The organism is Larkinella terrae, from assembly GCF_009668025.1.
Lineage (GTDB): Bacteria > Bacteroidota > Bacteroidia > Cytophagales > Spirosomataceae > Larkinella > Larkinella terrae.
The window spans coordinates 123808-142023 of the sequence record NZ_WJXZ01000012.1; the positions used below are offsets into that span (position 1 = coordinate 123808).

Genomic DNA, 18216 nt, shown 5'->3' on the forward strand with positions numbered 1-18216 from the left:
GTTAATAAACTGTCTGGCAACTAGTAATGCCGGGTACATAGTTCGTATCTATTGTTTACTTAATCAGGTTGTCTGGCATTTAGTAACGGTCATTCCGTCTGCGAAACAAGCCTCATCTCCTGAAAATCAATAAGTAAAGATACAACGAACCGGTCGATTTTCCACCCTTTTCCGTCCTGAATCAGTGCGGTTCGGTGTGTTCCAGCTTCCATTCACCGGCTTGCTGCCGACCGGTTTTCATCTGCCGGGTCAGTGTATACGCCCGGGCCAGATAAGTAACAATATCGGTGCCGTCGTCGCTCGGGAAATAGCCCCGCGAATGGTGCAGCGCATTGACCATCAAAACCGCCATCACATTATTGGGAAACCGCATCCAGACCGTTCGTACGCCCTGGTACTGAGCCAGTTTCAGAAACCACCAGCCGTCGTGATACTGGATGGGTCCATCGGGCGTTGTGCCGGCAAACGTACCCAGGCGGTTATTGAATAAGGTGTCTTTCCAGGCCGTAGTCAGCACGCTTTGGTCGGTGGTCGACAAAACCGTGGCATACAGTTTTCCGGCTTCGGAGGTCGTCAGGTGCCAGCCATACGCGCCAACCACGTTGGCGAAACTGCCTGGATTCCAGCCCACTATGCCGGTGTATGGATACGAGTAGGAATAAGTCGGATCGCCCGGCGGCTGGTTGGCAACGACATTCCTGATGCCCACTTTCTCAAAAACATTTTTCTGGACATAGTCCATAAACCGCTGCTGCGTTTGCAGATCGTCGGTGTTGTCGTTACCGGTAAACTGGTAACTCAAAATGCCCGGAATCAATACCCGGAACAAACCAAAATTAGCGTTTTGGTAACAGTAGTTTCCCCGGTTGGCGGTTTTTACGCCCTGCTGAATGAGCTGTTTGAAACCCAGCCAGATATTTTCGGTAAAAGCCCCGTTGACACAATTGTTGCCCAAACCGATGATTCCGCTGCGGTGCGTCATCAGATCCCGGAACGTAATCCGGTCAATATTTTCGCCTTTTGCCCAGTCGGGAGGCAAATACGGCAAAATTTTATCCGTCGTTTTAATGCCTTTCTCGGCGGCCAGATGCAGAAATGCCATCGTCGCAATGGTTTTGCTCATACTGGCAATGTGGATTTTGGTGTCCAGCGTAAAAGCTTTCTCCCCTTCCGGCTCGCTGGCCCGCGACTTCAAACCGCCACTGCCCGACGCCCGCAGCTCGCCATTTTCCAGAATGACAAAACCGTATCCGACTTTTTTGGCTTTCAACGAGTCGTTGAGCGCTTTCCCGAAAAAGTCAAACCAGGTTTGCGGCTGAGCGGGCGCAACGACTTCATCGTTGCTTTTTCGACAATCCGCCAATGCAAGCCCCAGACACAGAATTAAGGCACTATTTCTAAATCGTTGAGTCATTCTGATTTTACCCGAATGAATGTCAATTGAAAAACCGGTCGTCAAAAGTACCCAGCCGCGGGAATCGCCCAACGAAAAGTAGCGATTTTATCCGGGAACGTCCGTCAACCCGTTACGTGATTTTGCCGGGTGACACATTTTCAAAACGGGGTTTCGTACTATCTTTGCACATTCTACTGATAATCATACCTTATGTTCCTCGCCGTCGACGCAGGCAATTCCGATACCGTTTTTGGATTATACGATCAGCAGCAATGGCGGCACGTCTGGCGGACGCGCTCGTTGCTCGAAGAACCGATGGCTTTTCACATTACGGACCGGTCGGTTGGTGATGCGGTTCCGGCCGAACAGGATCGGTACGAACGCTTGCTGCGGTTGTGGTTCCTGGAAGCCGGTATTCCGATCAGTGCAGTTCAAAAAATTGTGATCAGCAGTGTGGTGCCGGAACTGACGCCGACCCTGCGGGCCACACTCACCCGGCTTTTCAGCCAGGAGCCGGTCGTGGTCGGTCCACCCATTTACCATGCCCTGCCGTTGCAGATTCTGCGGCCTTACGCCATTGGTACCGATCTGGTTGCCAACGCGATGGCGGCTCATTTGCGCTATAAACAAAATTGCGTGGTGATCGATTTCGGAACAGCGCTGACCTTCACGACGGTTTCTGCCGGAGGTCAGATGCTCGGCGTTGCCATTGCACCGGGACTCAAAACCGCCGTGCGTTCGCTGTTTTCTACCACCGCCCAACTGCCCGAAGTGCCGCTGGTGATGCCCGATTCGGCCCTGGGAACGAGCACGGCCCACGCCATTCAGGCGGGTGTGGTTTTGGGGTACGAAGGACTGGTTCGATCGCTCATTGAACGCATTCGGACCGAATTGAAAGGAGATTGTATTGCCGTAGCGACGGGCGGTATGGCGACAGCGATTCCGACGCTGAGCGCTGACTTTGTGGAAATAATCCCGAATCTGACGCTGGAAGGAATTCGGGAAATCGGCCTGCGGGTTTAATGTACCGACGGACTGTTAGTCCGTGAGACTTTCAGTGGAAGTTACACCTAAACCGAGAAAGATCTCACGGACTAACAGTCCGTGGGTACATACGCTATTATTCTGTTTTTTCCTCTGGTGTCGCTCCCTTTTTCCGTTTTTTCAACGCTTCGTGGAGGATAAATTCAACCTGCCCGTTCACGCTGCGAAACTCTTCCTGCGCCCAGCGTTCGAGCTCCTTCAGCGTTTCGGGATTGATCCGTAACACAAATGCTTTTTTCTCCGCAGCCATATGCTGATAAACAATGAATAATGAACAATTAACAATGAAATACGGCCGTGGCGGACTTTCATTATTCATTGTTCATTTTTCATTCTAATTATAGAGTGTTCCCGCATTGACGACTGGGCTGACGGATTTTTCTCCGCACAGCACCACCAGTAAGTTGCTGACCATCGCAGCTTTGCGTTCTTCGTCCAGTGTAACCACGTCTTTTTCGGCAAGCCGGGCCAGCGCCATTTCCACCATTCCGACCGCGCCTTCCACGATCAGTTTCCGGGCCGACACCACCGCGCTGGCCTGCTGGCGTTGCAGCATAGCTCCGGCAATTTCGGGCGCATAGGCCAGGTGACTGATCCGGGCTTCGAGGATATCGACACCGGCGCGTTCCAGCCGTTCGTTCAGTTCCTGTTCCAGCAAAACGTTGATCTGACCGGTACTATCGCGCAGTGTTACCGTGGCATCTTCGTCTTCCATGTTATCGTAGGCGCAGGTGCTGGCCAGGTGCCGAACGGCAGCTTCGGACTGAATCTGGACAAACATATGGTAATCGTCGACTTCAAACAAGGCTTTCGCGCTGTCTGCCACCTGCCAGACCACCACGGCGGCAATTTCGATGGGGTTACCGGTTTTGTCGTTCACTTTGAGCGTCTGCCCATTCAGGTTTCGGGCGCGGAGACTAATTTTCCGTTTCCGGTACAGCGGATTCACCCAGCGGAGTCCGGTTTGTTTCATGGTTCCCGTATAATCGCCAAAAAACGTGGTAACAACCGCTTCCTTGGGGTTGATCACGGCCAGTCCGCTCATGATAATAATCGAAATCAGGAAGGAAATAATCCCGAGCGCAACGGCATCGGCAGCAATACCGTAGGCCGCAACGCCAAGCAGAATCAGGGCTATGAGCAGCAATACATAGCCGGAAAGCGAGGTAAGGTTCTTTTCATTCATGGCAATTGTGATATTATTTTGATATCACAATAGTAGCTAAAATTTTGAATTCCTGCCATTAAATTTCGGATGCACGGTGAATTTTCGGGGAAAAAGAGTTGATAATCTGGATAAAGTAATCCGTTCGAATCCGTTCGATCCGTTAAATCCGTGTTTCGATCCACTATATTTGCAACTCTTTTTAAAATCAAGATGATACTGAGCGAACAGGAGATCAACCGGCGCAACAAGCGCGAGGAACTCATGCGGATGGGCATCGATCCCTATCCCGCCGAATTATTCGAGGTCAACGTCACCGCGGCCGACATTCATAAAAATTACGAACGGAACAAAACCGACTATAAAAGTATTTCCATTGCCGGGCGGCTGATGGGCTTCCGGATTATGGGCTCGGCTTCGTTTGCGGAGTTGCAGGACGCCACCGGGCGGATTCAGCTCTATTTCCGGCGCGACGACCTGTGTCCCGGCGAAGACAAGACGCTCTACAATACGGTTTTCAAGAAATTACTGGACATCGGCGACATTATTGGCGTGAAAGGCTACGTGTTTACGACCCAAACCGGCGAAATCTCCATTCACGTTACGGAATTCAAATTGCTGACCAAATCGCTGCACCCGCTACCCGTGGTAAAGGAAGTGGTTGACGAACAGGGCAATAAACACGTTTACGACGCTTTCTCCGATCCGGAACAACGGTATCGCCAGCGCTACGTGGACATGATCGTGAACCCCGAAGTGCGCCATACGTTTGTTCAGCGGACCCGGCTGGTCAACTCGATCCGGACGTTTCTGGCCAATCACGGTTATCTGGAAGTAGAAACGCCGATTCTGCAACCCATTCACGGGGGCGCGGCTGCCCGGCCTTTCCGGACCCACCACAATACGCTCGACATGACGCTCTACCTGCGGATTGCCAACGAGCTGTATCTGAAGCGGTTGATCGTCGGCGGATACGACGGTGTGTTCGAGTTTGCCAAGGATTTCCGCAACGAGGGTATGAGCCGGTTTCATAATCCGGAGTTCACGCAGGTCGAGTTGTACGTGGCTTATAAAGACTACAACTGGATGATGGACCTCATCGAAGAAATGGTCGAGAAGATTGCGATGGATCTGCACGGAACGACCGAACTGCCGGTGGGCGACAAAATCATCAACTTCCAGCGGCCCTGGAAGCGGTTTACGATGTTCGAAGCGATTCAGGAATACACCGGCGTCGATGTGTCGGCGATGGGCGAGGACGAGCTGCGGGCCGTGGCCGAAAACCGGGGCATCAAAACCGACAGCACGATGGGCAAATCGAAGCTCATCGACGAGTTGTTCGGTGAAGCCGTCGAAGCCAACCTGATTCAGCCGACGTTTATTACCGATTATCCGGTCGAAATGTCGCCCCTGACCAAGAAACACCGGAGCAAACCGGGACTGGTGGAGCGCTTTGAGGCCATTTGCAACGGCAAGGAAATTGCCAATGCCTACTCGGAGCTGAACGATCCGCTCGACCAGCGTGCCCGGTTTGAGGAACAACTCGAACTGGCGAAACGGGGCGACGAAGAAGCGATGGCGATGGATGAAGATTTCCTGCGCGCCCTCGAATACGGCATGCCACCCACGGCGGGCGTTGGTTTGGGTATCGACCGGCTGGCGATGATCATGACCAATCAGCCGTCGATTCAGGATGTATTGTTTTTCCCGCAAATGCGGCCCGAAAAGAAATTGGAATTGTCAACCGACGCCGATTACGAGCAGTTGGGCATTCCGGCGGGTTGGATTCCGGCTTTACAGAAAATGGGTTTTCAGCACGTCAGCCAGTTGAACGGTGCCAACGCCAACAAGATTTTCAACGACCTGGGCGGCATGCGGAAAAAACTGAAACTGGACGTGACGATGCCGACGCTCGATCAGGTGAAAAGCTGGACGGGACAGTAACGAAAACCGCCCATGACCGATTACGACCCAATTAAGCAGACTCTTTTCGACCGGTGTCAACAGTACGTTGGGCAACGGATCGAAACGGCCAAAACCGCAATGGAAGCGGCCCAGTCGGCGGCCAACGAGGAATCGAAAAGCAGCGCGGGCGATAAATACGAAACCGGTCGGGCGATGGCTCAAATCGAGCGCGACCGCCACGCCCAGCAACTGGCCGAAGCGCTCAAACTCCAGCAGGAGCTCGGCCGGATCGATGTCACGAAAACGTATTCGATCGTTCAGGCGGGGAGCCTGGTGATGACGAGCCAGGGAAATTATTTCATCGCCATTAGCGCCGGGAAGATAACGGTCGACCAAACCGACTATTTTGCGGTTTCGGCCGCTTCGCCCATTGCGGTTCGCTTGCACCACGCGGCAGCCAACGACGAGGTGATTTTCAATGGAAAACCGGTCCGAATTGTCTCTGTAAGATAAAAGAGGTCAGACAAGAGAGTAAAGACTATTCTTGCGATTTTGTCTCTATTCTCTTGTCTAACTTCTCCCAAAACAACAAAAACCCCGGTCATGCGATCGGGGTTTTTATGTTTTTGAAGAAGTTGTTTCTCAATAGGCTCCTTCCAGTTTTTTCACCTTAACGGCATTAAGGCCTTTTTTCCCTTCGATTACTTCGAAAGAGACCCGGTCTGTTTCCCGAATAGTGGTACCATTCAGGCCAGTAATGTGCACGAAAATGTCACGGTTCGTATCATCTTCGACGATGAACCCGTAGCCTTTGCTCTCGTTGAAAAATTTGACAACACCTGTTTGCATAAAACTTAAAAAATTAAAAATAAAACATTACTGACTGGAGTATTCTTAACAAAAGTCTTCAAACAGGTTCCAGGTTAACACACGAAATGGGCGATACGGATGGAACAAACCGTCTATGCATTGACTTTGTTGAATAACAAAAATAAACTAACTTTTAATAAGACAACGCCTTAGTAAACACAAAGTAACAAAATTTGTTACGAATATGTAAACAATTCCATTCGATTTTTATTGTCTTATTTAGCGACTTTATGATACAAATTAAATTTACCTCTAAATATTAATCTAAACAAAACGTTTTAGGAATTGTTGATCAAAGTCGTTCGGTGTATATTTGGTAATCAAACAAATCCGTCGCTGCGGATTTTCATTCATATACCCGACGTTTTAGGACTGAACTCTGATTATCAGGTACGTTACTACGATGAATAAGCTCAGGTATTTCGTGGAAAGTCAGGCATTTGGTGTTTGCACGCGATTGGGCGAGAAAATGAACATTTCGGCCAGCAGCATTCGGCTGTATTTTATCTATACGTCGTGCCTCACGCTCGGATCGCCCGTTGTTCTTTATCTGATTATGGCCTTCTGGATGGAAATGCGGAAACACCTCCGGCGACACAACCACCCGACCGTCTGGGAATTATAACCTTAGTCCAGCCGGTTTTCAATTTTCGGAAGGCTTTTGAACGTTTTCCGACCTTTCACAAAGTACTGCCAAATAATACTGTGCGGATAAATTTCCCGGTGGGTGATGCGGTTATTTCGCAGGTCGGCCAGCGCATTCCGTTGCGTACGCAGGTAAGGCAGCCAGCTGTAAAATGTAAAATGAGCGTGCAAAATCGCCAGCGTATCCCGCCAGTGGCCGGACGCCAGAAACCGCAGGCCCGATAAACCGTCGAGAATCAGCCGGATCAGAATATTCAGAAATACGTGCCCTTCCGGTAAATTCTTGTAAAGCATCGCCAGACTGTTGCGGTAGTTCAGCAAAGTCTTCCGGGGATTGGATTTGTGGAGCGTGCCTCCACCGACGTGGTAAACCGTCGAATCCGGGCAATACCAGATCTGATAACCGGCATTTTTGGCCCGCCAGCACCAGTCAATTTCTTCCATATGGGCAAAAAACCGGGGATCAAAACCGTCTAACCGATGAAACACTTCCGATCGCACCAGCATACACGCGCCCGTAGCCCAGAATATTTGCCGGGCGTCGTCGTACTGATGAAGATCTTCTTCAGTGGTGTCGAATAACCGGCCCCGGCAAAACGGGTAGCCCAGGTAATCGATGTATCCCCCAGCCGCACCAGCGTATTCAAACAGCCGGGGATGTTTAAACGCGCGAAGTTTAGGCTGACAGGCCGCAACCCGGGGATTGGCTTCCATCAGTTGCAGCAGGGGCGACAACCAGTCCGGGCTCACTTCAACATCCGAATTAAGCAACAGGTAAAACCGGGCATCGATCTGTTTCAGAGCGGCATTGTAACCACCCGCGTAACCGAAATTGACCGGCAACTGAATGAGTCGTATCGCTGGAAATTTCTCCTGCAACAACGCAACCGAATCGTCGGTGGAATGATTATCGGCCACATAAACCGGGCAGCCTGCCGAATGGCGCAGGACGGAAGGTAAAAACTGCTCCAGAAATGCTTTTCCGTTGTAATTCAGAATTACGATGGCAATCGTATCCATGCATCAGCCCATCAGGTTTCCCAGATCGAAACCGGGAATATTTGGCAATAATCCTTCAGTTGCTTTCTGAAGATGAGCCTTGATTTTAGGTTCTACGTTTTCGAGCGCCTTATTGGTGGCCGCAACGACTAAATCCTGCAGCATTTCGCGATCGTCGGGCCGGATTAAATCCTGATCAATCTCCAGTTTGATGATTTGCTTGAGGCCATTAACGGTTACGCGAACCATACCGGCACCCGATTCTCCCGATTCAGTAATGGTATTCAGGTTGGACTGAGCTTCTTTCATACGAGACTGAAACTCTTTCACCTTACCAAACATATCCATCATATTGAACATACTGTGTTGAGTATAGAAGTGAGACAAAAGACAAAAAAAGTAATGATAACTCCATCAGATGGTTCAGGCAAAGGTAGCAAGAATAGCCGACCTGCCGCCTTTCGGCGAATGTCTTTACTCGATTGTCTACCGAATCAGTAACACCTTCCCGATCTTTTCTGTTCTTAAACCGTTTTGATCCTGCGCCACAACCCGGTACGCATAGCTGCCGATCGGGGCCGGTTGCCCATCGATTTTTCCATCCCATCCTTCCCGGTTTTCACCGCGGAATACCACTTCGCCCCACCGGTTGTAGATCGTCAGTTGGATGGAGTCAAAACTGGTGCTGCCTTTTACTTCCAGTACATTGTTATCCCGGTCACCGTTGGGTGTAAACGCATCGGGCACAAAAAGCCGGGGAGCCTGTAAAAGCGTGTAGAAGTTGGAATAACTGACGGCACCGGATTTGGAAACCGCCTTGACCCGGTAGCGATACCGCTTTGTATCCGCGTTATTCACCGGAGGCCGGTAGGAGGTCGTCGTGGCAGGAATGGGCGGAAACTCGTTAACCGTCCCGCTTTCGTCAATTTCTTCAACGATATAATGGTCAATGGCTTCGTCCGCAAAAGGAGAATCGCCCGTCCAGTCGATGGTAGCCGCCGAATTGGAGCTCAGGTAAATCGTGCAGACCATTTTCGAATGCTCCGACGACACCCCACAGGCGTTCTGGTAAACGATTTCGTAACAATACGATTGTTTCTGGGGATCCACGCTCCCATCCTGATGAATATTCCGGTCAATTTCTTCGGCGGTTTGCGCAAAAGAACCGCCCGGCTGATCCCGGCGAAAAACAATCATCTTGTAACTCGGATTCTGGGAAGTTGGAACCGGCGGCAGGCCCCGCAAATCCACCCGACTGTCGCCATTGACCGACACCTGCACCGTTGAAAAAGGCGGAGGGACCGCCGACGAGCGAACCGTAACACACATCCGGTCGGAGACGATTTCGGTGGAACCGGCGAGCGCCGTTACCTGATAGCAATAGTTTTCGTTGCAGTTAAGCCCTTCCTTATCCGTAATGGAATTGTTGCTAAGGCTGGTCAGGGTACGAAACGCAGCATCGTTTCTGGTAACAGTATATTTCTGGAAATTAGTCGGATTGCCCGGCGCCGTCCAGATCACTTCGTTCGACTGGTCCTTCGCCGTCACTTCCAGCCCGATGCTACACACTTCTGTCGATTCAAACTTTTGCCCGCAGGCATCCATCGAAACCGCCATAAAACAGCTCGGATGCGAGGTAATATTCGCAATGACCAACGGACCATTCCCGACGCGGGAGATGGTAGTCGGATTGAACGTACCGGATGCACTTTTCTGGTATAACGTTACCGTCTGTTTGGCTCCGGCCTGAATCTGCAACGTAACGGTCGTACCGCTTGCCGTTAGCCGCGTGATGATCGGTTTTACAAATTCGCTGCTCAGCATTGGCGTCACCTGCTGAAACGAGCCCCCTCCGCAGTTGATTCCCTGGTAATTCCCGCTGACTTTTATTTTGTAGTTGGCATTGTTCAGGTAAGTGTGGCTGATGCCGGCCAGGGCGGTTTTCGGTACGGTCTGGATCGCACTTCCGTCGTTCCAGTCCACCAGAAATTCGTCGTACTGGCTGGCAACCGCGTCGTTGACAATATCCAGAACCACTTTGAGATCAGCACAGCTGTAGGCCCGGAAATTGGGTGGTGTCGCGTCCAGAACCTCAACTTCCTGGCAGGCAACCGAGCCCGTCCCTCCGCTGCTGCCCAACTGGAGGATCCGGTATTTACCCGGTTTTTGAAACGTATAGGAAGTGGCCGCAACGCTGGCATTTGTAGCAATCGGGTCCCCTCCCTTGTATTCGTAAACGTACCGGAATAAATTATCCGGACTTGCAGTCGTATTTTTTACGGTTATCGTCAGTGGCGCACAGCCCTTTAGTGCCGACACACTGAAACCGCCTTTGGTGGCGGCCGAAGGAGGATTTACACACCAATCCACCGTAGTTGTTTGAGCAAACGTGTTAAAATTCAACACAAAACACAGCCCAATCAGGAAAATCCGGGCCCGCTGCCGGACTAACCACACTAAACCGGCTGACCAATTCCTGACTTCGCTCACGAGGGATAAAAGTTTTCGTAACTACAAGTATTGATTTTAGATAAAACGTCCAAAACACAAATTTAGCGTATCGAACGTATCTTTGCGGAACAATGTTCTAAAGGACGTGAGATAAAAGACAAAAGATGAAAGACTTTATTCACAAAGCACCGACCGGTTACTGGTCTTTTATCTCCTGTCTATTGTCTTTTTCTACCCATTATGATGAGCAATAATAATACCAATCCCGGTAGTCTGCTGGATCGCATTGAAGATGCCGTACAGGATATTCGCGACGGGAAAATAATCATCGTCGTTGATGACGAAGACCGGGAAAATGAGGGCGATATGATCTGCGCTGCGGAAAAAATTACGCCCGAAATGGTCAACTTCATGATCAAGGAAGGTCGCGGCCTGATGTGCGCTCCATTGACCGACGCGCGCTGCCAGGAACTGGGGCTGGAAATGATGGTGGGCAACAACACCTCCGTTCATACGACTCCCTTTACGGTTTCGGTCGATTTGCTGGGCAACGGTTGTACAACCGGAATCTCGGCCAGCGATCGGGCCAAAACCATCCGTGCGCTGGTCGATCCGGAAACCAAACCCGAAGATCTGGGTCGTCCGGGGCATATTTTTCCGCTGCGGGCCGTCGATGGTGGCGTCATCCGCCGGGCGGGCCACACCGAAGCCGCTATTGATTTCGCCAGATTGGCGGGATTGCAACCAGCGGGCGTTCTGATCGAAGTGCTGAACGAAGACGGAACGATGGCGCGGTTACCGCAACTGCGCGAAATGGCCGATAAATTCGGCATGAAACTAGTCAGCATTCAGGATCTGATCGGGTACCGGCTGCAGCAGGAAAGTCTGATCAAGCGCGAAATCGGGGTGAACATGCCCACCGGCTACGGTGACTTCGAGCTGATTGCCTACAAGCAGCTCAACACCGACGACACGCATCTGGCCCTGATCAAGGGCACCTGGGAAAAAAACGAACCGGTTTTGGTGCGGGTCCACTCGTCCTGCGTAACCGGCGATATTTTTGGTTCGTGCCGCTGCGACTGCGGAGAACAGCTCCACGCTTCCATGAAAATGGTGGAAGCCGAAGGCAAAGGCGTCGTACTTTATATGTTTCAGGAAGGCCGCGGCATCGGGCTGATGAACAAACTGAAGGCGTATAAATTGCAGGAAATGGGCCGTGATACCGTTGAAGCCAATCTGGAACTCGGGTTGCCTATGGATGCCCGCGACTACGGCGTTGGCGCGCAGATTCTGCGGGATCTGGGAATTACCAAACTCCGGTTGATCACCAATAACCCGAAAAAACGGGCGGGACTGATGGGCTACGGCCTGGAAATCGTCGAAACTGTTCCAATCGACATTCGCCCCAATCCGCATAACGAGGTTTACCTCCGCACCAAACGCGACAAAATGGGTCACGAACTCAGTCACGTGAGCGACCCAACCGTTTGACAATCAGGATTAATTCCCAAGCCCGTTCTGACCGACGGGCTTTTTTTTGCCCTTTTTTAGCAAACACGCAACCCTTTCGCTTCCCCTTTCGTACTGGCAACGAATCGATTCAACAGGTACGCATTTAATTCTAATCTTTTTATCTATTTACTATGAAACCAAGATGGATTGCGGCCCCTGTGGTCGCCCTGTTGATTATTGCCGGTTGTTTAACGTCTTGTGATAAAGATTCGGGAGATCCAGTCGTAACCCCTCCCGATCCTGCCGTTAACGTGAACAGCACCTCATTGGGAAATGTATTGACGGATGAAACCGGCCGGACACTGTATTTCTTTTCCAATGACTACGACAGCACCGGCGCATCGACCTGTACCGGCGGCTGTTTGACCAACTGGCCGGTTTTTTACCGGGCAACCCCCAAACTGGGCACCGGTTTGAACGCGTCTGATTTCGGTACGATTACCCGGGCCGACGGCGCGAAACAGACGACGTATAAAAGCTGGCCGCTGTATTATTTTAAAGATGATGCCGCTGCGGGCGACGTGAAAGGCGAAAACGTGGGTGGCATTTGGTTTGTGGCTAAACCAACGTATTCCATCATGATGGCCAGCGCACAGTTGGTTGGGCACAACGGGAAATCGTACACGTCCGATTACAAGGAAGGAACCGGCAAAACGGTTTATTTCACCGACGGCATGGGCCGCACGCTCTACGGTTTTAAAAACGATAAAAACATGAAAAATAACTATACGAAGGCCGATTTCAGCAACAACGCGGTCTGGCCTTTGTATGAAGAAACGCTGAAGGATGTGCCGTCGACGATCGACAAAACGCTGTTTGGCACGATTACGGTGGCCGGACACCAGCAGTTGACGTATAAAGGCTGGCCTTTGTATTATTTTCAGCAGGACAACGGCAAGCGCGGCCTGAACAAAGGCATCAGCTTTCCGCAACCCGGTGTGTGGCCGATTGTCAATAAAGACACGCCGGTCGCGCCCGCACCCTGATCGGTTAATTGTCTTCAGTGAGTCAGTTCTTAACTTTATTTGTATCTTGTTCTGTCCTGCCAACCTATGATTCATAAAAACAGAACTGCTCACTGAAGACAGTTAGCAAACTTTTACCCGGTTGACGCAACCCATCTCTGCCGAATACCGTATTGACGATTGAAACCCGACGTATGACAGTGCCCTCCCCAGATATCGCCGGACTATTACAGGAATGCCAGAACGGCAATCGCAGAAGCCAGGAGCAGCTTTACCGGCAGTTCTATGGATATGCGATGGGGATTAGTCTGCGCTATTCATACAACCGGGACGAAGCCGTGGAGATCGTGAACGACGGCTTTATGAAAGTTTTTACCCGGTCGAATCTATACCGGCCCGAAGTACCTTTCAAGATGTGGTTGCGTCGGATTATGATCAATACCGCCCTTGATTATTACCGCCAGAACCTGAAACACCGTTACCACGAGGACATCGACCAGGCCGTTCAGATACCGGACGTCGAAGCCAGTGCCCTCGATCAACTGAGCCATGAGGAATTGATGGAAGTCGTGCAATTGCTGACCCCCGCCTACCGAATGGTTTTTAACTTGTACGCAATCGATGGATTTACCCACGAAGAGATCGCCAGCCAGTTGGCTATTTCGGTCGGTACTTCGAAGTCCAATCTGGCGCGTGCCCGTGAACAATTGAAACAATTATTAAAACGTAGATGCCATGGCGAGTTTGCAAGAACTTCCCGATGACGAACTGGACAAGCTCTTCCGGTCGTCAGCCGAGGAGTTTGAACCGCCTTACAATCCTGAAGACTGGAATAGTCTGCGCCAGCGTCTCGACGACGATGACCGGTCGCGGTTTATCTACCGATTTGTCTATTGGGGTTTGCCGCTGTTGCTGCTGTTGCTAACGACGATCTCGCTGGTGGTAGAACCGGTGGTGGTGCGCTCGGCAGCCAAAAAACCGGCAACGCATCCGGAAATGGTATCCGCGGGCAAAACCGGGGCAACCCAGTCCGCTTCCGTTGAGGGCAATGGCCGGTCGGCAGCAGGTTCCGTTTCGGCAGAATCCGGTCGTTCCCGTAGGGCGTCGGAAAAAACCGCCCGGCCATCGGTGGCAACGAACGCCGAAGTCGGCTCAGCAGCGGGGAACAACAGCCGGGAAGCTGAAAAACCGGTTGACAATCGAACCGTTGTCAACTCGAAGTCCGAAACCGGCTCAGGCACCAGGCTTTCAAAACCAGTTGGTTCGCCGGATCTAGTGGTTGAAAACAACGCCATACCTACGAAAATAAGTGCCCGTTCATTGTCAAAAAACCGGGGTAGAAAACCGGTGCGTGGGGAAAATAACCGGTCGGGCGAAGCGGTTTCGACTCTTCCGGTAATCGAAAAAACCGGTTCGGTTCGGTCAGAAACCCGCAAAACGGTCTCCGGAATTTCAAAAACCGGAAAAATCGCTTACCAGGACGATCCGCTGGCGCAACCCCGTTTGTCGGGAAAAACCGGCGATGCCAGTCCGACCGGTTTATCGACTGACCGCCCGGCAAACCCGGTTTCCGGTTCAGAAACGCCAACGAGTTCGAACGCCGGTGCGGGCGAATCAACTGGCGATCAGACCAAAGAAGCACCGGTTTTGTCTTCGGAAACAAGACCCTTCGATTTATTGGGAAATCTGAATTTTATTTCGGCCCGGGCTCCCAAAAAACAACCATTGCCGAGGTTGTCGGAACTGGATCTGGAACCCATGTTGCCGCCGGTCGGGCCGAGAATTGTTCCGCCAACGATCCCCGTCATTGGGTATCCGGCGCTATCGATTCGGTTCATTATGGCACCAGACCTGAATTTTGTGGGAGACAGCCCCAAAGCAGCCACGGATTTCGAGATTGGCGTTGTCGGTGAATACCGGTTTGCCCGGCGGTTTACGATTCAGAGTGGTGTTTTGCGATCGGTCAAAAAATACAATGCGCCGGGAAAATCCTATGCCAAACCACCCCATTGGTACGGCCCGATGTACGAAAGTGTCGATGCAGTTTGTACGGTTCTGGATATTCCGGTCAATCTGCGGTTCGATGTCATGGTGAACCAACGGCGCCGTTGGTTCGTCAGTGCCGGTCTGTCATCCTACATCATGCAAAAAGAACGGTACGAATATAATTACCCGCCGGGCGTTATGCCGAATCCAGGAATGACACAATATTTCAGCTGGTCAGGCAAAACCGGTTTTCACGAATGGAGTCATTTGAATTTCTCGTTTGGATATGAACGCAATTTTAGTTCCGATGGCCCCCTGCGCCGGTTTTCCTGGCAGGTAGAACCCTTCCTCAAATACGCCCGGCGATCTACACTGGGCTACGGTAAAATCCGGTTAACGAGTGCCGGCGTATTTTTCTCGTTGCGCTACCGACTTTGATCAACACTTTTCGCAGGTCAAAAATCGTTAGACGTAAAATAGTGTATATACATTAATAATTAACCTATTCATTAGCTTATGGAGACCAACCAACAAGAACCGATCAAGAGAAGTGAATTCCTGCGGAGTTTGGGATTGAGCAGCGCGGCATTGATGGCTTTTTACTGCATGGGAACGCTTACTTCCTGTTCGAAAGGCGGCACCGACGAGCCAACCCCCACCCCCACCGGCAAAGTCGATTTCACCATTGATCTGAACGCCAGTGAATTTGCCGGTTTGAAAGACGCAACCAAAAAATATGCCTATAAAGATGATGTGCTGATCGCGATGGCGAAAAACGGATCGTACGTGGCTTTCTCGAAAATCTGTACGCACGAAGGCAACCTGGTGACCTACCGGATCGCAAGCGATAACCTGTATTGCCCAACCCACGGTTCCGAGTACGACCTGACGGGGAAAGTAACCGTGCCAGCCACCAACAATCAGGCTAGTCTGAAAAAATATAGTACAACCTTAACCGGTACGAATCTGCGCGTATTTGAAGCCTGACTTATGAAGCATCTCTTGATTGTTTGCCTGCTTACCATTCTCTATTGGCCACTTCAGGCGCAGGATTCGACCCGTGTAAAAGCCGTAGCCCCGGCCGATACCAGCATCAAAGCTTCATCCAACGCCAACGATCTGCTGGCCGAGTTGAGCGACAGTACGGCGGATGCTCAGGAGTTGTTACCGAAGAAAATGGTTTTTACACAACGGGCTTTCTGGGGGCCGAAGGGATTGCTTCGGCTCACCAACATCGCTCCGTTGTCGCCCCAGGGCCGCGAGAAGGAACTGAAAATCCGTCGGACGTTTCTCGTTACCCACCAGATACTGGGATTTGCAACCCTGGCGGGGTTTGTGGTTCAGGGGATTCTGGGCAGCAAGTTATATAACGCCAAAGGCCTGGATTACATCCGCATCAAGGAGCAGCACGAAACCTCGGCGACCATCATCAACTTTACGTACGGAGCCACGGCCTTGATGTCGCTGACGGCTCCGCCCGGTCTGCCTACTGCCCGACGGAAAGGCGGTTTCAGCTCGATCAAGTTGCACCGCGCGCTGGCCGTGCTTCACCTGACCGGCATGGTAGCTACGAATATTCTGGCTCACCAGGTGGGCAAACACCCCGATTTGAAGCCCTACCACCGGGCAGCCGCCTACACAACGTTTGGAGCGTATGCGGCCGCTATCATCGCCATAAAAATCAAGTAAGATTCAATCACTTCACACCCTTTTGCTATGACAGCCTTTTCATATCAACGGCTGACGGCTTGCCTATTGCTCGTCAGCGCCGGATTGGTGGCCTTTCACCACCCGGAATATACGCCCGCGCCCGCCAAACGGAAGCTGATGGCCGACCGGAGCAAATCAACGATTACGTACGCCATGACGCACCCCATGCACAGCTTCGAGGGCGTCAGCCGCGACGTTGCCTGCGTGATCGTCATCGACGATGCCAACAAAATCGAGAGTGTAGCCGCAGCGACCAAAGTATCGAGTTTCGACAGCGATAATTCCAACCGCGATTCGCACGCGCTGGAAAAAATGGAAGCGTTGAAATACCCCAAAGTGACGTTTACCAGCAACGACGTTCAGCAGGACGGCACCAACCTGACGGTAAAAGGCAATCTTACTTTTCACGGCGTCACCAAACCGGTTGTCATTCAGGGAACCCGTCAGGACGACAATGCGCAGGTAACGATCAAAGGCGATTTCGACATTAATTTATCCGATTATAAAGTCGAAAAACCGTCGCTGATGATGGTTCCGGTGGACGAGAAAGTGAAGTTGAAATTGCTGATGGTTTTCAAAAATACCGATTCATGAATACTCCTAAATCCCCTGAAGGAGACTTGGACACAGCCCAATCGGGTTGCAAAAGTCCCCTCCAGGGGATTTAGGGGTTAGCGAAAGTCATAAAGTCACTTACCCCAGACTCCCGTGGCCGCCGTTCGCCGGACATAGTCCGCGAAATCAGCCGGTTTTCGCCCCAGTGCCCGTTCGACACCATCGGCCACACTGGCATTCCGGCCGTCCAGTACTTCAATAAACAAGTACTTTAACAGCGCCACAAATTCGCCGGGAACCCCGTATGCTGCGAGTGTCGACGCATAATCCGCCATTGAGATAGCTTCATAGTGAATCGGTCGGCCGGTTTCGGCAGCGATTTCGTTGACCGCTTCTTCAAACGTGAGCAGGCGCGGACCGGTTAATTCGTACAACTGCCCGTTGTGCGTTTCTTCCGTCAAGGCGGCAGCGGCCACATCCGCAATGTCTTCCACGTCGATGAACGGTTCACCGATCGCGCCAACGGGCAGGGCCACATACCCCGCCAAAACCGGTTCCAGCAGGTAGCTTTCGCTGAAATTTTGACTGAACCAGCTCGCGCGCAGAATGGTCCAGTCGGTTCCGGAATCCATCACGACCCGTTCGCATTCCTCCGCTTCCGGTTCTCCCCGACCCGATAACAGCACCAGTTTCCGAACGCCGGTTTTCACCGCCGTTTCCACAAACGAACGGATGGTTTCGACCGCGCCGGGAACGGCCAGATCCGGCTGAAACGAGATATAAACCGCTTCGATGTCGGTTAATGCGGTTTTCCAGGTAGCGGTATCTTCCCAGTCGAACCGGGGCTCGCCCGACCGCGAACCAATCCGAACCGGCCAGCCACGCTCGCTCAGACGTTGTAAGACCCGGCTACCGGTTTTTCCATTTCCTCCCAAAACCAGCGTTTGCTTAGCCGGTTGTTCAATTGCCTCACTCATCGTTTTTTCCGTTGTTTTTTGGCAAAACTAGCGGAG

19 protein-coding genes are annotated in these 18216 nt (G+C 51.6%); 11 read left to right on the plus strand and 8 right to left on the minus strand.

The window, feature by feature from the left end; all coding sequences use genetic code 11:
- Window positions 1-181: 181 nt before the first annotated feature.
- Window positions 182-1414 carry a serine hydrolase domain-containing protein gene (locus tag GJJ30_RS18990; protein ID WP_154176761.1) on the minus strand — a complete coding sequence of 411 codons (1233 nt, stop codon included), beginning with the start codon at window positions 1412-1414 and terminating at the stop codon, window positions 182-184.
- A 192-nt stretch (window positions 1415-1606) separates the two neighbouring features.
- Between GJJ30_RS18990 and GJJ30_RS18995 the strand changes: the two genes are divergently transcribed.
- Window positions 1607-2419 carry a type III pantothenate kinase gene (locus tag GJJ30_RS18995; protein WP_154176762.1) on the plus strand — a complete coding sequence of 271 codons (813 nt, stop codon included), beginning with the start codon at window positions 1607-1609 and terminating at the stop codon, window positions 2417-2419.
- A 97-nt stretch (window positions 2420-2516) separates the two neighbouring features.
- On the opposite strand, the gene GJJ30_RS19000 is transcribed toward GJJ30_RS18995, so the two are convergent.
- Window positions 2517-2690, minus strand: a complete 174-nt coding sequence (locus GJJ30_RS19000) for a type II toxin-antitoxin system antitoxin (protein WP_154176763.1) — start codon at window positions 2688-2690, stop codon at window positions 2517-2519.
- A gap of 84 nt (window positions 2691-2774) precedes the next feature.
- A complete protein-coding gene (locus GJJ30_RS19005; RefSeq protein WP_154176764.1) occupies window positions 2775-3626 on the minus strand; it encodes an SPFH domain-containing protein in 852 nt (283 codons plus the stop codon).
- Window positions 3627-3818: 192 nt separating this feature from the next.
- Between GJJ30_RS19005 and lysS the strand changes: the two genes are divergently transcribed.
- Together lysS and GJJ30_RS19015 are read left to right on the plus strand one after the other, a co-directional pair.
- On the plus strand, window positions 3819-5549 hold the full coding sequence (gene lysS, locus GJJ30_RS19010; protein WP_154176765.1) for a lysine--tRNA ligase: 1731 nt from the start codon (window positions 3819-3821) through the stop codon (window positions 5547-5549).
- 12 nt (window positions 5550-5561) lie between these two features.
- Window positions 5562-6023 (plus strand): 3-oxoacyl-ACP synthase, encoded by a 462-nt coding sequence (locus GJJ30_RS19015; RefSeq protein WP_154176766.1) that lies wholly within the window; start codon window positions 5562-5564, stop codon window positions 6021-6023.
- A 129-nt stretch (window positions 6024-6152) separates the two neighbouring features.
- Here the strand turns inward: GJJ30_RS19015 and GJJ30_RS19020 are convergent, their stop codons facing one another.
- The gene (locus GJJ30_RS19020; protein ID WP_124875441.1) at window positions 6153-6359 is read right to left on the minus strand and encodes a cold-shock protein; all 207 of its coding nucleotides are present in this window, start codon (window positions 6357-6359) and stop codon (window positions 6153-6155) included.
- A gap of 424 nt (window positions 6360-6783) precedes the next feature.
- Here GJJ30_RS19020 and GJJ30_RS19025 point away from each other — a divergent pair, with 424 nt between their 5' ends.
- Window positions 6784-7005, plus strand: a complete 222-nt coding sequence (locus GJJ30_RS19025) for a PspC domain-containing protein (protein WP_154176767.1) — start codon at window positions 6784-6786, stop codon at window positions 7003-7005.
- A 2-nt stretch (window positions 7006-7007) separates the two neighbouring features.
- Here GJJ30_RS19025 and GJJ30_RS19030 read toward each other — a convergent pair whose 3' ends face one another.
- The 3 genes from GJJ30_RS19030 to GJJ30_RS32595 all read right to left on the minus strand — a co-directional run bounded on the left by GJJ30_RS19030 (window position 7008) and on the right by GJJ30_RS32595 (window position 10394).
- On the minus strand, window positions 7008-8045 hold the full coding sequence (locus GJJ30_RS19030) for a glycosyltransferase family 2 protein (RefSeq protein ID WP_154176768.1): 1038 nt from the start codon (window positions 8043-8045) through the stop codon (window positions 7008-7010).
- A 3-nt stretch (window positions 8046-8048) separates the two neighbouring features.
- The gene (locus GJJ30_RS19035; protein ID WP_154176769.1) at window positions 8049-8384 is read right to left on the minus strand and encodes a YbaB/EbfC family nucleoid-associated protein; all 336 of its coding nucleotides are present in this window, start codon (window positions 8382-8384) and stop codon (window positions 8049-8051) included.
- Window positions 8385-8510: 126 nt separating this feature from the next.
- Entirely contained in the window at window positions 8511-10394 is a 1884-nt protein-coding gene (locus tag GJJ30_RS32595; protein ID WP_154176770.1) for a T9SS type B sorting domain-containing protein, read from the minus strand.
- A gap of 324 nt (window positions 10395-10718) precedes the next feature.
- Here GJJ30_RS32595 and GJJ30_RS19045 point away from each other — a divergent pair, with 324 nt between their 5' ends.
- From GJJ30_RS19045 to GJJ30_RS19075, 7 genes are all read left to right on the plus strand, one after another.
- Window positions 10719-11966, plus strand: a complete 1248-nt coding sequence (locus tag GJJ30_RS19045) for a bifunctional 3,4-dihydroxy-2-butanone-4-phosphate synthase/GTP cyclohydrolase II (protein WP_154177045.1) — start codon at window positions 10719-10721, stop codon at window positions 11964-11966.
- Between the two features lie 152 nt (window positions 11967-12118).
- Window positions 12119-12973: a hypothetical protein gene (locus GJJ30_RS19050; protein WP_154176771.1), complete on the plus strand. Its 855-nt coding sequence runs from the start codon at window positions 12119-12121 to the stop codon at window positions 12971-12973.
- A gap of 173 nt (window positions 12974-13146) precedes the next feature.
- Window positions 13147-13716, plus strand: a complete 570-nt coding sequence (locus tag GJJ30_RS19055) for an RNA polymerase sigma factor (protein WP_154176772.1) — start codon at window positions 13147-13149, stop codon at window positions 13714-13716.
- Window positions 13688-15376, plus strand: a complete 1689-nt coding sequence (locus GJJ30_RS19060; RefSeq protein WP_154176773.1) for a porin family protein — start codon at window positions 13688-13690, stop codon at window positions 15374-15376. The genes GJJ30_RS19055 and GJJ30_RS19060 overlap by 29 nt, the downstream gene beginning before the upstream one ends.
- 78 nt (window positions 15377-15454) lie before the next feature.
- Entirely contained in the window at window positions 15455-15925 is a 471-nt protein-coding gene (locus GJJ30_RS19065; protein WP_154176774.1) for a QcrA and Rieske domain-containing protein, read from the plus strand.
- A gap of 3 nt (window positions 15926-15928) precedes the next feature.
- A complete protein-coding gene (locus GJJ30_RS19070; protein WP_154176775.1) occupies window positions 15929-16627 on the plus strand; it encodes a hypothetical protein in 699 nt (232 codons plus the stop codon).
- Between the two features lie 27 nt (window positions 16628-16654).
- A complete protein-coding gene (locus tag GJJ30_RS19075; protein ID WP_154176776.1) occupies window positions 16655-17242 on the plus strand; it encodes a YceI family protein in 588 nt (195 codons plus the stop codon).
- Between the two features lie 95 nt (window positions 17243-17337).
- On the opposite strand, the gene GJJ30_RS19080 is transcribed toward GJJ30_RS19075, so the two are convergent.
- A complete protein-coding gene (locus tag GJJ30_RS19080; RefSeq protein WP_154176777.1) occupies window positions 17338-18180 on the minus strand; it encodes an NAD(P)H-binding protein in 843 nt (280 codons plus the stop codon).
- Window positions 18181-18216 lie beyond the last annotated feature (36 nt).